Source organism: Micromonospora sp. NPDC000663 (assembly GCF_042898105.1).
Lineage (GTDB): Bacteria > Actinomycetota > Actinomycetes > Mycobacteriales > Micromonosporaceae > Micromonospora.
Window position 1 is genome coordinate 799247 of sequence record NZ_JBIAYR010000001.1, and the last position, 15313, is coordinate 814559.

The window sequence follows — 15313 nt, forward strand, 5'->3', positions numbered from 1 at the left end:
CGGCCCCCGGCCCGGCCCGCGCTCAGCGGGTCGGGGTCGGGGTGACCGAGGCGGGCGCGCCGGCTGTCGGGGTCTGCACCACATGTCGTTCCAGGTTGACCTGGGCCTGCCCGGTGCCGCCGACGGTGATGTCGTCGTACGCCTGGAGCATCTTGTCCTGGTCGAAGTAGAGCACGCTCATCGACAGCGGGGTCGGCTTCTCGCCCTCCAGGCCGCGCAGCCCGGCGCCGCCTGTGGAGCCCTCCACCATCAGGGTGGTGGGCTGCTGCCCGGGGGCCTCGGGGAGCTTGGAGATCTGTCGCGCGTGGGTGTGCCCGGCCAGCACCAGCGGGCAGGTGCCGGCGAGCGGCCCGGCCGACGCCGGGTCGTGTACGAGCGCGAGGTTCACCGGCCGGGGTGCGCGGCGCACAGTGGTGGCGAGCTGCTCACCGGCGCCGATCACCTGGTCGGCGACCTGCTGGGTCAGGCCGCTGCCGGCCGGGGAGGTGTTCTTGTCCGGGGTGAAGCGGGGGTCGCCGATGCCGGCGATGGTCAGCCCGGCCACCGTCGTCGTCGAGTTGTTCAGGACTATCGCGTTCGGTTGGCGGGCGACGGCGGCGGCCGTCTTGCCTGAGTCGTGGTTGCCCCTGATGAAGATGTACGGCTTCTTGAGCAGGCCGATCGAGCCGACGAAGGACGCCTCCGGTTCGCTGCCCCAGTCGGTGATGTCGCCGGTGTCGATCACCACGTCGATGCCGAACTGCTCCACCACCGTCCGGATCAGCTGCCAGCCGGTCGGGTTGAGGTGCATGTCGGAGACGTGCAGGACCCGGGTGGTGCCGGGCGCGGGCTCGTACACCGGCAGCGCCGACACGGTCGTGTAGAGCTGGCTGACGTTGCCGACCAGGCGTTGCAGCTGCTCGGCGTACTTGGTGTAGTCGTTGGCGATGCGGCGGGCGTCACCGACGATTGCCGGCGCGTTGACCAGCAGCCCCTCGTAGCGGGGCTCCTCGATGGCCTGGGGCCGCAGGGTCGCCGCCGCCGCGCCGAGGCTGCCGGCCGTGACGAGCAGCGCCAACCCACCCGCCCAGGCGGTCCGCCGTACGTTGCGGAAGATCAGCCCGGCCAGGATCAGGGTGACGAGCACCGTCGAGGCGAGGGTCCGCAGGCCGAGCCGCATCACCCCGGTACGGACGTCCTCCACGGCGCTCTGGCTGGCCCGGCTGATGCTGGCCGGGTCGTCGAGCAGCGCCTCGGTGCGGCTCTGGTCCAGCGCGCCCAGCCGTACGGTGAGGTGGACCGGCCCGTCGTGGCTGTCCAGCAGCAGCGCGCCGAGCGGCGGCACGTCGACGGTGGTGCCGCCGGCGCTTGCCGGCGTGAGGGCGAGGTTGGCCCGGAAGGGCCCGATGTCGGTGTCCACGTGCCCGCCGGCAAGCACCCCGAGCACCGCCCCGGCCAGGCCCACGGCGAGGACGGCGAGGATCACCCCGGTACGCCGCAGCGGGCCGGGCCGCCCGTCCACCGGCGGCGACGGGTCGGCACCGATCACCGGGTCGTCGGCCCGGCCTCCGGTGTCGTCATGCTGCTCGTCGCGCTGCCCGTCCATGCTGAGATTCTGACCTGCCCGTCGGAAGATCTTGGCAAACCTGAACGGATGGTGACAAGGATCAGCTGCGACCGCCGTCGCCGCCGGCGAACACCACCCGCAGCAACCGGTCGTCGTCGGCCGCCGGATCGCCCCGCCCGTCGTGGTTCGAGGTGCTCACCCACAGCGAGCCGTCCGGCGCGGCGGCCACCGCGCGCAGTCGGCCGTACCTGTTGGTGAGCAGTTCGCTGGGCTGCCCGAGCAGTGTGCCCGTGTCGGTCACCTCCAGCACCCACAGCCGCTTGCCCCGCAGGCAGCCGGTGACCAGCAGCCGGTCCGTGGCGGCCAGCCCGGAGCAGGAGGCGTCCGACGTCCCCCACTGGGTGATCGGGTCGACGTACTTACTGTCACCGGCGCGTCCCTCGACCTGCGGCCAGCCGTAGTTGCCACCCTTGGTGATCTGGTTGATCTCGTCCCAGGTGTTCTGACCGAACTCGACCGCGTACATCCGCTTGCCCGCGTCCCAGGTGAAGCCCTGCACGTTGCGGTGGCCGAGAGACCAGACCGGGGAGCCGGGGTACGGGTTGCCGGGGGCGGGTTTGCCGTCCCGAGTGACCCGCAGGATCTTGCCGCCGAGGCTCTTCGTGTCCTGGGCGAGGGGGCGCTCGCCGGCGTCGCCGGTGCTCACGTAGAGCTGCCCGTCCGGGCCGAAGCCCAACCCGCCGCCGTTGTGCACGTTGGCCTTCGGGATGCCGGTGAGGATCGGCGTCGGCTGCCCACCGAGTTGCAGCCGTACGACCCGATTGTCCTTCTCCGTCGTGTAGTAGACGAAGAGCGTCCGGTCCTGGGCGTAGCCGGGGGAGACGGCGATGCCGAGCAGGCCGCCCTCGCCCGCCGCCGCCACGTCGGTGATGGTCTGCGCCACCCGGACCCGCAGGCCGTCCGGCCCGGATTCGGGGCCGACCTGGAGAATCCGGCCGCTGTCGCGTTCGGTGACCAGTGCGCCGCCGTCCGGCAGGAAGGCGATGCCCCACGGCACCCGCAGCCCCTTGGCGAGAACCGTCGTCACGGCCTGCCGGTCGGCGCCGCCGGGGCTCGCCGACGTCGACGGCGTCGGCAGGTTGGGCGGCTCACCCGCCGGGTCCGGCTCCGGCTCACCGAAGCTGCAACCGGTGGTGAACAGCAGCGCCGCGCAGGACGCCGCGAGGACCGCCCGGAGGCGGCGGACGCGAGGGTACGGGGGACGGGCGCTCACCCGGCCCAGGGTATCCCTCCCGGCGGCCCGGCCGGGGCCGACAGATGGGCACGGCGTCCGGCGGGACCGCTCAGCGGGCCCGTACGGCGAGCAGCGCGGTGTCGTCCTCCCGGTGCTGGATCGAGGCGAGTAGCAGGTCACACAGCTCGTCCAGGGGCACGCCGCCGGTGCCGGTGATTCGGTTGGCCAGCTCGGCAAGCCCGTCGTCGATCGACCGGTCCCGGCGCTCGATCAGCCCGTCGGTATAGAGCAGCAGCGTGTCGCCTGTCGCCAGGCTGGCCGAGTGGCTGGACCGCCGTGACGGCCGGGCCAGGCCGAGCAGCGGTTCCGGTGTCGCCTCGAGAGCTTCGACGGTGCCGTCGGCGCGCACCAGCAGGGCCGGCGGGTGCCCGGCGTTTGACCAGGTCAGCTCGTGCACACCGGCGCGTTGGGGGCAGATCCGGACCAGCGTGGCGGTGGCCGCGATAGGCAGCCGCAGGCCCCGGATGGCGCCGTCCAGGTGGGTCATCAGCTCCCCGACCGCGTCCGGCCGGCCGAAGGCGTTGCCGCGTACCAGGTTGCGCAGCTGGCCCATCGTCGCCGCCGCCTCGATGTCGTGCCCGGCCACGTCCCCGATCGCCGCGATCAGATCCCCGTCGGGCTGGACGAAGGCGTCGTACCAGTCGCCGCCCACCTCCACCCGGTCGGCCGCCGGCTGGTAGCGGGCCGCCAGCTCCAGCTCGGTCACGGCGGGCAGCCGCGGCAGCATGCTGTGTTGCAGGACCTCGGCGACGTGCCGCTGCTCGCCGTACATCGAGCTGTTGCCGATGGCCTGCCCGGCGCGGCGGCCGATGTCGATGGCCGTGAGCAGGTCGCGGTCGTCGAACTGCTGACCGTCGGCCGCGTTGACGAGGGTGATGGCGCCCAGCACGGTGCCGCCCGCCGCGCGCACCGGGACGCTCAGGAACGAGGTGATGCCCAGCCGCTGGGCGATGGCACCCATCTCCGGATCGGTGGTGCCGCGCCACACGTCGGCCAGGGACGCCACGCTGCCGAGCCGGGGCTGACCGGTCCGCAGCACCGCCCTGATGACCGACTCCTGGCTCAGGCCGCTACGCAGCAGTTGGGCGAAGCGGTCGACGTCGGCCGTCCGTTCCGGGTCGCGGTGCACGGCGACGACCTCGCGCGGCTGACCGGTCGGCCCGACCAGGGTGAGCAGGCACCAGTCGGCCAGCAGCGGCACCATGGTGTCGGCGAGCCGCCGCAGTGCGACACCGACGTCCAGGGTGTCGGCAAGCGTCTCGCTCACACCGGCGAGCAGCTCCAGCCGTTCGTGCGCCTGCACGACCCGCCGGCGGGCCTCCTGTGCGCCGTCGAGCGCGATCCGCAGCCGCAGCTCCGACGAGCAGGCGGCCGCCAGGTCGGCAAGTGTCCGCAGCTGCGCCGCCGACCAGGCGCGGGGCTTGTTGTCGATGGCGCACAGTGAGCCGAGCACCCGGCCGGCGAGGTCGGTCAGGGGCATCCCGGCGTACGCGACCACCCCGAGGTCCTCGATGGCGAGGTTGGTGCGTACCCGGGGGTAGAGCCGGGCGTCCGGCAGCACCATCGGCACCTCGATGTCCACCACGTGTTGGCAGAACGAGTGGCTCAGCGGGGTCTGCCGGCGTTGCGACCAGGGCTCGGGCAGGCCGACCGCGCCCGGGAAGAACTGCCGGTCGGCGGAGACCAGGGACACCAGCGCGACCGGGACGTCCAGCAGGTCGCTGACCAGCCGGGCGAAGCGGTCGAACGCCTCGTCCGGGAAGGCGTCCAGCCCGGTGTCGGCGAGCGCGCGCAGCCGTGCCGGATCGCCGAGCGCCGGGGGCGGTCCGGGCGTTCGGTGGGGGCTGGCGGGGGAGCCGTCGGTCATCGAGCACCTGTCTGCCGGGGTGGAGGCCGACCGCCCTCCGGGCCCTTCGTTATACCTCGTTCGGGGCGTTGGCGAACGTCGGTGTGCTGAGTCTCGCCCGCCACGGCGGCGGGCGCCACCGGCCGTGAGGTCGGATCGCGGCAGTGCCCGCGCGGCCCGTCGCGTCGGCGGCTATCGTCGGCGGACGTGAAGGTATGGATTCCGCACGAGGCCGGCCTGGATCTCATCGGCGAGTTGCCGTCGGACGTGACGGTGGAGGTCGTGGAGCACGCCGACCGGCCGCCCTCGTCGGGGGCCGGGGTGCGCTTCTGGGTGCCGCCGTTCCTGGGCGGTACGGACTCGACGGCGCTGGTGCGGGAGCTGCCCGACCTCGCGGTGGTGCAGCTGCTCTCGGCCGGCGCGGACGCGTGGGTGGGGAGGACGCCTGACGGTGTGACGCTCTGCGACGCCCGAGGGGTGCACGACCCGTCGACGGCGGAGTGGGTCGTCACCGCGATCCTGGCTCAGCTGCGGGCGTTCCCGGCGTTCGTCCGGGCGCAGGCCGACCGCCGGTGGGCGTACGACGGGGTCACCCCTACCGACGAGCTGACCGGTAAGCGGGTGCTGATCGTCGGGGCCGGTTCGATAGGTACGGCGGTGCGGGACCGGCTCGCGCCGTTCGAGGTGAGTTTCACGCTTGTCGCCCGTACCGCCCGCCCCGAGCAGGGGGTGCACGGCGTCGACGAGCTGCCCCGGCTGCTGCCCGAGGCGGACGTGGTGGTGGTGCTGGTGCCGCTCACCGAGCAGACCCGTGGGCTTGTCGACAAGGAGTTCCTGACGGCGATGGCGGACGGGGCGCTGCTTGTCAACGCGGCCCGAGGGCCGGTGGCGCGTACCGAGGCGCTGGTCGCCGGGCTGGCCACGGGTCGGATCTCGGCCGCGCTGGACGTCACCGACCCGGAGCCGCTACCTGCCGACTCGCCGCTGTGGACGATGCCCAACGTGCTGCTCACCCCGCACGTGGCCGGGTCGGTACGCGGGCTGCTGCCGCGCGCCTACCGGCTGGTGGGTGACCAGGTGCGGAGGTTCGCCGCCGGCCAACCGTTGATCAACACGGTGGTCGACGGTTACTGACCGGGTGCCCCTGCCGTCCCGTCGGGAAGCGTCTGCCCGGTGGCCGAGACCAGGTGGGGCAGGTCCACACCGCGTACCGCCGGCAGGGTGACCTGCTGGCCGTCGTCCAGCCGGGCGACGGCCCGCCCGCGTGGGTCGGTGGCCAGCTCGACGACCTGGTCCCAGTCGATGCGACGCTGCCCGACAAGCGCGCGCAGGCGCAGCCCCCGGGCGTCGGCGTCGGTGCCGGCCCGCCAGGCCCACACTGCGACGCCGAGCGGGACGAGCAGCACCGGCAGCAGGTAGCCCCGCGCGTTCGCCAGGGGCAGCGCGCCGATGAAGGCGATCACCGCGGCGACCAGGATGGCTTGGTTGTGCCGGAAGCGGACCATGTCGGACTTACTCACCAGGCGATGATCCCACCCCCGGCGGATCCGGGTCGCGGCGGGCGGTGCCGGGGCAGCCCGGTCCGCCGTACAGTGACACAGGTCATTGCTTCCGTCCGATGACCAACGCGTAACTCTTTCAGCCTTTGGTCGTTCTCGACTGGTGGGCAGCGGACCCGCAACGTCCGATGCCGCCGCACCGCCGCACCGCCCCCGTGCCCCCTCACGAAGGCGACCGCCGTGCTCCTCGCGTACCCGTTCCGTGTCCACGTCCCCCGCCGTGCGCTCCCGGAGGCCGCCGTGTCCACGGCGGTGACGCTGCTCGTCCTCGCCGGCGCCGCAGATCTGGTGCCGACCTCGGTGGTGATCGCCCTGGCCGGTGGGGCGGGCGCCACGCTCGCCGGTGTCCGGCTCTCCCGCCTGGCCATCAGGCATCCCGCCGGTCCCGGATCGTCGTCCGGGCGCGCGGCGGGGGTGCGGCTCGACGCGGCGGTGGTGGCGGCCGGTCTCGCCGCCGCCGTGCTGCCGCTGGTCGCCGACGGGCACCGTGCCGCAGCGCTGGTCGGGTCGCTGGTCGTGGCGGTGCTGTCGGTGACCGGGCTGCGCAGGCTCCCCGGGTGGCGGCGACCACCGTCCGGGGTCCGGCTGCGGTCGCTGGTCGAGGCGGCCGGCCCGGCGCTCGGGTTGGCCCTCGCCGGCTGGCTGCTGCTGCCCGGCGGCTACCTGCCGGTTCCGGGCCGGCTGGCCGCCGCGCTGGTGCTGGGCGCGCTGGGGATGGCCGCGGTCAGCGCGTTCACCGGACCTGATCGGCACTCACCCACGGCGGTGTGCCGGGGCGGGGTGCTGCTCACGCTGCTCGGCCTGGCCCTGCTGGCCGCGCTGCCGCCCGGGGTGAGCGGTCGGACGGCCCTGCTGGCCGTACCGCCGCTGGTGCTCGGGATGCTGCTCACCGCCCTCGGCGCCGCCGCCGCGGTGGACGCCGCAGGTGCGGAGCCGCCGGAGGACCGGGCCGCCCCGGCGTGGCCCCGGGCGGTGCTCCCGGCGACTGTCGTGCTGCTGGCGGCGGGCCTGCACGTGGGGGCCGGCCAGGCACCGGACCGTACGAGCGTGCTGCTGGCTCTGGCCGCGGTGCCACCGCTCGTGCTGCGGGAGCTGCTGCGGGCCGGCGACACGGCCACCCCGGAACGGCGCGCCGCGCACCGTAGGCGTACCGGCCGCCGGGTCCGGCACCGCCGCGCGGCGGGGTCTCCCCGGCCGGGGGCGCAGCCGTCACCAGGCGACCAGGCGTCCGGCGCGACAGGGCGTTCCGGCGCCTCGGCAGGTCTCGACGCGGCCTGGCCGTCGGACGACGGCGTGGACTGGGCGAGGCAGGGCCGGCCGCCCGTCCCGCCCGGCGACGGCCCCGGGGACCGGGCGGCCCTGCTGGACGCCCTCGCCACGATCGGCGACGTGCCCGCGCCGGCCGGCGCGCTGCTGCTTGTGGACCTGCACGGCGGTGACGTGCTCGGCCCGTCGGCCCGCGAGGACCTGCTGGTCGAGGCGGTCGCGCGCGCCCGCGCGGCCGTGGCACCCGGCGATCTGGTCACCTGCTGCACGGGCACCGGGTTCGCGGTGGTCACCGCCGCAGGACCGGTGCTGGCGTACGCGCTGGGCACCCGACTGCTGACCGCGCTCGGCCCGCCCTATCTGCTGGGTGGGTCTGCCGTGCGGGTACGCGCGAGCATCGGGCTGGCCGAGGTGGGTGGCGCCGGGCCGGCGGACGTGCTCCGCCAGGCCGAGCTGGCCCGCCGGCGGGCCGTGCAGCTGGGTCGGGACCGGGTCGAGTGGTACGACGCGTTTCTGGAGGAACAGCTGGTCCGCCGGCTCGACCTGGAACGCGAGCTGCCCGGAGCGGTGGCGCGCGGCGAACTGGACCTCGTCTACCAGCCGGTGCTCGACCTGGCCGACCGTCAGCCGGTGGGCGCGGAGGCGCTGCTGCGCTGGCGTAGTCCGGTGCTCGGCACGGTGCTCCCCGCTGAGCTGCTGCCGGTGGCGGAGGACCTGGATCTGATCGGTGAGCTGGAGTGGTGGGTGCTGGACCGGGCCTGCCGGCAGCTGTCCCACTGGTCGGCAGGCGTCCGCGAGTTGTGGATGGCGGTGAACGTCACCCCACGGGAGCTCACCACACCCGACTTCGTGCAGCGCACCGCTGCCGTGCTTGCCGCGTACGGGGTGTCGCCGGAGCGGCTGGTGGTCGAGGTGTCCGAGCCGAGGATCGCCGCCGACCTGTTGACTGTGGTGGCCCGGTTGGCGGGGCTGCGGTCGTTGGGCGTGCGTACCGCGCTCGACGATTTCCGGGCCGAACACGCCTCGCTGGCCCAGCTGCGCCGGCTGCCGATCGATTTGCTCAAGGTGGGCCCGGAGCTGGTGGGCTCGCGGCCGGACGGGCAGCCGCCGTTGATCGACGTGGTGGTGAACGTCGGCGAGCGGTTGGGGGTGGAGATCGTCGCCGAGGAGTTGGAGTCGCCCACCCAGGTCGAGGGCGCGCAGCGGGCCGGCTGCCGGTACGGGCAGGGCTTCGCGCTGGCCCGTCCGGCGACCGCCGAGCGGGTCGAGGCGTACTTCGAGGAGTTTCCGTCGGCGTCCCGCTGACGCTCCGGGTGGTGAACCGGTTCACCTCTCTCGGGGCGGTGCGGTGCTGCCGCGCGGGGTGAGGTGCGGTGTCTCGTCCTGCACCCGGCCGGCGGGCTGCCCGGCGATGACGGCGAGGAGCTGGCGGGCGGCGTGCGCCCCGTACGCCGGGATGTCCCGGCCCAGTGCGGTCAACGGCGGGTGCACGAGCCGGCAGAGCTGCGAGTCGTCCCAGGCCACGATGGACAGGTCACCGGGGACGGTGAGCCCCATCTCCTGGGCGACGGACAGCCCGGCGATGGCCATGACGTCGTTGTCGTAGATGACAGCGGTGGGCCGCTGGGCGGAGCTGAGCAGCCGGCGTGTCGCCCGCCCACCCTCCTCGCCCGTGTAGTCGGACCAGACGGTCACCGCGTCGACCAGGCCGAGCTGCCCGCACACCGCAGTGAAGGCGTCGGTGCGGATCTGCGTGTGCCGCAGGTCGGGCAGGCCGCCGACCCGGGCGATCCGGCGGTGCCCGAGCGCGACCAGGTACTCCACGGCCTCGGTGAGCGCGGCGGCGTCGTCGGACCAGACGCTGGCCAGGTCGCCGGTGCCGCCGGGGTCGCCGATGACCACGGCTGGAAGTTGGAGCTGTTCGAGGGCCTGGATGCGGCGGTCATCGGTGCGCAGGTCGCAGACGAGAACACCGTCGACCCGGCGTTCGCCCCACCAGCGTCGGTAGACGGCGATCTCGGCGTCCTGGTCGGCCACGACCTGGAGGGTCAGCGCGTACGAGCGGGCGGAGAGTTCCGCCTCGACGCCGCTGATCAGCTCCATGAAGAAGGGCTCGATGCCGAGTATGCGGGCGGGGCGGCACAGGGCCAGCCCGACCGCCTCGGCGGTGGCCCCGGAGAGGGCGCGCGCTGCGCTGCTCGGGCTGAACCCGATCTCGGTGGCGATGGCCAGGATGCGTTGCCGGGTGGCCTCGGAGACGCCGGGCTGCCCGTTCAGCGCGTACGACACGGCGCCCTTCGACACTCCGGCGCGTCGGGCGACGTCGGCGATGGTCGGCCGCTTCACCGGCGTCTCCTCTGTTGTTGCGGGGCGTCGATCGGCCGTTGACAGTTGGGGTATCGAATCATACGGTGAGCGAACTTATCCGGTTCAGTCAAGTCTGTGAGGGAGTGGTGGGGCCGTGGGTCGACAGGCACTCCACGACGGGTGGACCCTGCGCGCGGCACCCGGAGCGCAGGTGCCCGCCGAGATCGCCGGGCGGGCCGTGCCGGCGACCGTGCCCGGTTGCGTGCATACCGACCTGCTCGACGCCGGGTTGATCCTCGACCCGTACCTCGACGACAACGAGCTGGCACTTGCCTGGATCGGGCGCGCCGACTGGACCTACCGCACCACCTTCACGCACACGCCCGGCGACGACGACCGCATAGACCTGGTCTGCGCCGGCCTGGACACCGTCGCCACGATCACCCTCAACGGGGTGCCCGTCGGCCGGACCGAGAACATGCACCGCGGCTACCGGTTCGACGTCCGGTCGTTGCTGCGCGACGGCGACAACGATCTGACAGTCTCGTTCGACTCCGCGTACCGCTACGCCGAGGCGCAGCGCGACCGGCTCGGCGACCGGCCCAACGCCTACCCGGAGCCCTTCCAGTTCATCCGCAAGATGGCCTGCAACTTCGGCTGGGACTGGGGGCCCACGCTCGTCACCGCCGGCATCTGGCAGGACATCGGCCTGCACGCCTGGTCGACCGCCCGGCTGGCCACCGTCCGCCCGCTCGTCACCGTCGACGGCCGCGACGGCCGCGTCGAGCTGCACGTCGAGGTCGAGCGGGCCGCCGACTTCCCGCTTACCGTCCGCGCCACCGTCGCCGGCGTCAGCGCCGACGTGGTCGTCCCGGCCCGGCAGCGCACGGCCGTGCTGACCCTCGCCGTCCGCGAGCCCGCGCTGTGGTGGCCCCGGGGGTACGGCGAGCAGGCCCGCCACCTGCTGGAGGTGACCCTGCACACGCCGGACGGCGACACCCTGGACGGCTGGTCCCGGCCTGTCGGCTTCCGCTCGGTCCGGCTGGACACCACACCGGACGAGCACGGCACCCCGTTCGTGCTGTCGGTCAACGACGTGCCCGTCTTCGTCCGTGGCGTCAACTGGATCCCCGACGACGTGTTCCCCACCCGGATCACCCGCGAGCGGCTGGCTGGGCGGTTCGAGCAGGCCGCCGACGCCAACGTCAACCTGCTGCGCGTCTGGGGCGGCGGCCGGTACGAGTCGGAGGACTTCTACGACCTCGCCGACGAACGAGGCCTGCTCGTCCAGCAGGACTTCCTCTTCGCCTGCGCCGCGTACCCGGAGGAGGAGCCGTTCGGCAGCGAGGTGGCCGCTGAGGCCACCGAGCAGGTGATCCGGCTGGCGCCGTACCCGTCGCTCGTGCTGTGGACCGGCAACAACGAGAACATCTGGGGCTGGCACGACTGGGACTGGCAGGAGCCCCTGGCCGGGCGCACCTGGGGGCGCGGCTACTACCTCGACGTTCTGCCGCGCATCGTCGGAGAGCTGGACCCGACCCGCCCCTACTGGCCCGGCAGCCCCTGGTCCGGCACCGACGACATCCACCCCAACGACCCGGCGCACGGCACCACCCACATCTGGGACGTGTGGAACACCGACGACTACACCAGATACCGCGAGTACGTGCCGCGCTTCGTCGCCGAGTTCGGCTACCAGGGCCCACCCGCGTACGCGACGCTGCGCCGGGCGATTTCGGACGAGCCGCTGGCGCATGATTCACCCGGGATGGCCCACCACCAGAAGGCGACAGGCGGCGACGCCAAACTCCAGCGAGGGCTGGACGCGCACCTGCCCGCCCCGGCGGGCTTCGACGACTGGCACTACCTCACGCAACTCAACCAGGCCCGGGCCATCCAGCTCGGGGTGGAGCACTTCCGCTCCCACCGGGGCGTCTGCGCGGGCACCATCGTCTGGCAGCTCAACGACTGCTGGCCGGTGACCTCCTGGTCGGCGGTCGACGGCGACGGCCGCCGCAAACCCCTGTGGTACGCGTTGCGTCACGCGTACGCCGATCGGCTCCTGACCGTGCAGCCCCGCGACGGCGGGCTGGCCCTGGTCGCGGTCAACGACGGCGGTACGTCGTGGCGGGCGTCGGCTTCGGTGACCCGGGTGACCCTCGCCGGCGAACCGCGAGCCAAGACGACGATGGAGCTGGACGTCCCCGCGTACTCGGCGGTGACGCTGGCACTGCCGGCGGACGTGGCCCGACCGGACGAGGCCCGGCGCGAGCTGCTGGTGGCCGAGGCGGGGGACACCGCCGAGCGGGCGCTCTGGTTCTTCGCCGAGGACCGGGACGTGGACTGGCCGACGGCGGCCTGGGACGCGACTGTCGAGCCGTTCGACGGCGGCCAGCGTGTGCGGGTCACCGCCCGCTCGGTGTTGCGCGACCTGACGCTCTTCCCGGACCGGCTGGACGCTTCCGCCTCTGTGGACCAGGCCCTGGTCACCCTGCTGCCGGGCGAGTCGGCCACGTTCACGGTGCGAGCCGACGGTCTGGTGGACGAGGCGGCTCTCGTCGCTCGCCCGGTGCTGCGCTGCGTCAACGACCTGGGCTGACGCCCGATCATCACGGGAACGGCGCTCCAACCTGTCGACTGTGAGTTGAAGATTTCTTCAAGTGCTAAAGTCTTCGCATCGAGGGGGAGGGGTTCCATGTCGGTGCCGCTGTACCAGGCCAAGGCGGAGCTGTTCCGCACCCTCGGGCACCCGGTGCGCATCCGGGTTCTCGAACTGCTCCAGGACGGCCCGAAGCCGGTCCGGGACCTGCTCGCCGCGATCGAGGTCGAGGCGTCGAACCTCTCCCAGCAGCTCGCCGTGCTGCGCCGCGCCGGAATGGTCACCTCACACCGCGACGGCCCCCTGGTCATGTACGCGCTCAGCACCCCCGACGTGGCCGACCTGCTGGCCGCCGGTCGGCGGATCCTCGGTGCGGTCCTCACCGACCGGGACGGCCTCCTCGACGAGCTCCGCGCCACAGGCGGAGACAGGTGAGCGGCGTCATTCCTGTCGTCCGCGAGCGGCTCACCGGTCTGCTGCCCGGCCGGGCCGACTGGGCGGCCATCCACCGATCACCGCGCCGGGACCTGCTGGCCGGGCTCACCGTGGCGGTGGTGGCGCTGCCACTGGCCCTGGCGTTCGGCGTCACCTCCGGGCTGGGCGCCCAGGCCGGGCTGATCACCGCGGTGATCGCCGGCGCGGTGGCCGCTGTCTTCGGAGGCTCCAACCTCCAGGTCTCCGGGCCGACCGGGGCGATGACAGTGGTGCTGGTGCCTGTGGTGCAGCAGTTCGGAGCCACGGGCGTGCTCATGGTCGGGGCGATGGCCGGCCTGCTGCTGATCACGCTCGCCGTGGCCCGCCTGGGCCGGTACGTCCGCTACCTGCCCACACCGGTGCTGGAGGGCTTCACCGCCGGCATCGCCGTGGTCATCGCCCTGCAACAGGTGCCCGCCGCGCTCGGCGTCGTCGACGCGCACGGGGAGAAGGTCTGGTCCGTCGCCGCCGACGCGGTCGCCCGCTTCGTCGTACACCCGAAACCGGCCGCACTCGCGGTGGCCCTCGCCGTCGCGGCGCTGATGCTGCTGGGCGCCAGGTGGCGGCCCGGCCTGCCGTTCTCGCTACTCGGTGTGGGCGCCGCCACCGCCCTCGCCGAGCTTGCCCCGGTCGATCTGGTGCGGATCGGCGCGTTACCGCAGGGTCTGCCCGCGCCCTCGCTCGGATTCCTCGACCTCGGCGCGCTGGGCGTGCTGCTGCCCAGCGCGCTCGCCGTCGCCGCGCTCGCCGCCCTGGAGAGCCTGCTCTCCGCGACTGTCGCCGACGGCATGACCGTCGGCGAGCGACACGACCCGGACCGGGAACTCTTCGGTCAAGGGCTTGCCAACCTCGCCGCCCCGCTCTTCGGTGGCATCCCGGCGACCGCCGCCATCGCCCGTACGGCGGTGAACGTCCGCGCCGGGGCGGCCTCCAAGCTGGCCGCTCTCACCCACGCCGTCGCCCTCGCGGCGATCGTGCTGGCCGCCGCGCCGCTTGTCGGCCGGATCCCCCTCGCCGCCCTGGCCGGCGTGCTGCTGGCCACCACGATCCGCATGGTGGAGGCCGGCTCGCTGTGGGCGTTGGCGCGGGCCACCCGGGGCGACGCGGTGGTGCTGGTGCTCACCTTCGCCGTCACCGTGATCTGGGACCTCGTCACCGCCGTCGCGGTCGGCGTCGGCGTCGCCGTGGTGCTCGCCCTGCGCGCGGTCGCCCGCAGCGCCCGGCTGGAACAGGTGCCCCTCGACCTCGGGGAACACAGCGCCGAGGAGTACGCGCTGCTCACCGAACACATCGTGGCGTACCGGCTGGACGGGCCGCTCTTCTTCGCCGCGGCCCACACCTTCCTGCTCGAACTGTCCGAGGTCGCCGACGTCCGTGTCGTCATCCTGCGGATGTCCCGGGTGACCACTATGGACGCCACAGGCGCGCACGTCCTCGGCGACGCGATACGGCGGCTGCGCGGACGCGGGATCACCGTCCTGCTCTCCGGCATCACCCCCGCCCACGACCAGGTCCTGGCCACCCTCGGCGTGGCCGACGACCTGCGTCACCAAGGGCTCGTCTTCACCGACACCCCGGCCGCGATCCGGTACGCCCGCGCCGCCGCGCTCTCCGCGGCGGGCCAGCCGACGGTCGTAACCGCCGACTGAGCGCATGGTCGGTCCGGGCTCAGCGTGGGGGGTGGCCGAACTGGCCGCTCAGCGCCGTGCCGGCCGAGCAGGGCAGTTCTCCGGGGGCGAGTTGGGTGTGCGACGGGCGCCAGGTCTGCGCGCCTGTCGCGTCGACACGGGCCAGGAGGCAGTCGTACTGCGATGCGCGCAGGGCCACACCGACTGTGCCGCCCTCGGTCGCGACGTCCCGTCGCACGGCAGGGTCCAGGTCGAGCGCGTTGACGGCGGCGCGGACCCGGGCCTCGTCCGGGCCGGTTTCGCCGAGGGTCTGCTTGAGGCCTGCGTCCACTGCGTCCAGTGACGGTTCCGGGCGGATCGGCAGTGGGGTACCGGCGGGGCAGTCGATGCCGTCGTCGCGGCTGTCCCGTTCAGGGCCGAGTCGAAACCGGAAGCAGACCTTCTCGTCCCCCTTGACGACGACGCCGCTGCTGACGCCCTCCCCGTGCCCGGTGACCCGGAGAACCAGGGTCACCCCGGTCTGCCAGTGCGTCTCGCCGGTGACCGCCAGCACGGCCACGTCGGGCTCCCGCGCCGCCGTGCGCGCGTAGTCGGCCGCCTTGTACAGATGGTCGTACTCGAACCGCGCCTCGATCCGGTCGACGGTGCTGATCGCGTCCGCCACCGCGCTGTCGTGCCAGACCGGCTCGGGCGGGCGCAGCGCCCACCACACCACGCCGGCCAACAGGAACGGGGCGAGCGCGACCGGAGCTGCGATGGCGAGCAGCGTGCGGGTGCGCATCTCGGGAAGTATG

General features: G+C 73.6%; 11 protein-coding genes. 5 read left to right on the plus strand and 6 right to left on the minus strand.

Annotated elements, in window-relative coordinates:
• Positions 1 to 22: 22 nt before the first annotated feature.
• From ACFY1S_RS03865 to ACFY1S_RS03875, 3 genes are all read right to left on the minus strand, one after another.
• Positions 23 to 1585: a metallophosphoesterase gene (locus ACFY1S_RS03865; protein ID WP_387112628.1), complete on the minus strand. Its 1563-nt coding sequence runs from the start codon at positions 1583 to 1585 to the stop codon at positions 23 to 25.
• 61 nt (positions 1586 to 1646) lie between these two features.
• Positions 1647 to 2819 (minus strand): PQQ-dependent sugar dehydrogenase, encoded by a 1173-nt coding sequence (locus ACFY1S_RS03870; RefSeq protein ID WP_387112630.1) that lies wholly within the window; start codon positions 2817 to 2819, stop codon positions 1647 to 1649.
• 70 nt (positions 2820 to 2889) lie between these two features.
• Positions 2890 to 4707 (minus strand): SpoIIE family protein phosphatase, encoded by a 1818-nt coding sequence (locus ACFY1S_RS03875; protein ID WP_387112632.1) that lies wholly within the window; start codon positions 4705 to 4707, stop codon positions 2890 to 2892.
• A 186-nt stretch (positions 4708 to 4893) separates the two neighbouring features.
• On the opposite strand from ACFY1S_RS03875, the gene ACFY1S_RS03880 reads away from it, so the two are divergent.
• Positions 4894 to 5820 carry a 2-hydroxyacid dehydrogenase gene (locus ACFY1S_RS03880; RefSeq protein ID WP_387112634.1) on the plus strand — a complete coding sequence of 309 codons (927 nt, stop codon included), beginning with the start codon at positions 4894 to 4896 and terminating at the stop codon, positions 5818 to 5820.
• Here ACFY1S_RS03880 and ACFY1S_RS03885 read toward each other — a convergent pair.
• Entirely contained in the window at positions 5814 to 6206 is a 393-nt protein-coding gene (locus ACFY1S_RS03885) for a PH domain-containing protein (protein ID WP_364367060.1), read from the minus strand. The two genes, ACFY1S_RS03880 and ACFY1S_RS03885, sit on opposite strands and share 7 nt — an antisense overlap.
• Positions 6207 to 6485: 279 nt before the next feature.
• Here ACFY1S_RS03885 and ACFY1S_RS03890 point away from each other — a divergent pair, with 279 nt between their 5' ends.
• Positions 6486 to 8816 (plus strand): EAL domain-containing protein, encoded by a 2331-nt coding sequence (locus tag ACFY1S_RS03890; RefSeq protein WP_387112636.1) that lies wholly within the window; start codon positions 6486 to 6488, stop codon positions 8814 to 8816.
• 21 nt (positions 8817 to 8837) lie between these two features.
• Here ACFY1S_RS03890 and ACFY1S_RS03895 read toward each other — a convergent pair whose 3' ends face one another.
• On the minus strand, positions 8838 to 9857 hold the full coding sequence (locus ACFY1S_RS03895) for a LacI family DNA-binding transcriptional regulator (RefSeq protein ID WP_387112638.1): 1020 nt from the start codon (positions 9855 to 9857) through the stop codon (positions 8838 to 8840).
• Positions 9858 to 9972: 115 nt separating this feature from the next.
• Here ACFY1S_RS03895 and ACFY1S_RS03900 point away from each other — a divergent pair, with 115 nt between their 5' ends.
• The 3 genes from ACFY1S_RS03900 to ACFY1S_RS03910 all read left to right on the plus strand — a co-directional run bounded on the left by ACFY1S_RS03900 (position 9973) and on the right by ACFY1S_RS03910 (position 14540).
• Positions 9973 to 12417 (plus strand): glycoside hydrolase family 2 protein, encoded by a 2445-nt coding sequence (locus ACFY1S_RS03900; RefSeq protein WP_387112640.1) that lies wholly within the window; start codon positions 9973 to 9975, stop codon positions 12415 to 12417.
• A 96-nt stretch (positions 12418 to 12513) separates the two neighbouring features.
• The gene (locus ACFY1S_RS03905; RefSeq protein ID WP_387112642.1) at positions 12514 to 12852 is read left to right on the plus strand and encodes an ArsR/SmtB family transcription factor; all 339 of its coding nucleotides are present in this window, start codon (positions 12514 to 12516) and stop codon (positions 12850 to 12852) included.
• Positions 12849 to 14540, plus strand: coding sequence for a SulP family inorganic anion transporter (locus tag ACFY1S_RS03910; RefSeq protein ID WP_387112644.1), 1692 nt, complete (start codon positions 12849 to 12851; stop codon positions 14538 to 14540). Before ACFY1S_RS03905 ends, ACFY1S_RS03910 begins: the two co-directional genes overlap by 4 nt.
• Before the next feature lie 19 nt (positions 14541 to 14559).
• Here ACFY1S_RS03910 and ACFY1S_RS03915 read toward each other — a convergent pair whose 3' ends face one another.
• Positions 14560 to 15300, minus strand: coding sequence for a hypothetical protein (locus ACFY1S_RS03915; protein ID WP_387112646.1), 741 nt, complete (start codon positions 15298 to 15300; stop codon positions 14560 to 14562).
• Positions 15301 to 15313: the final 13 nt, after the last annotated feature.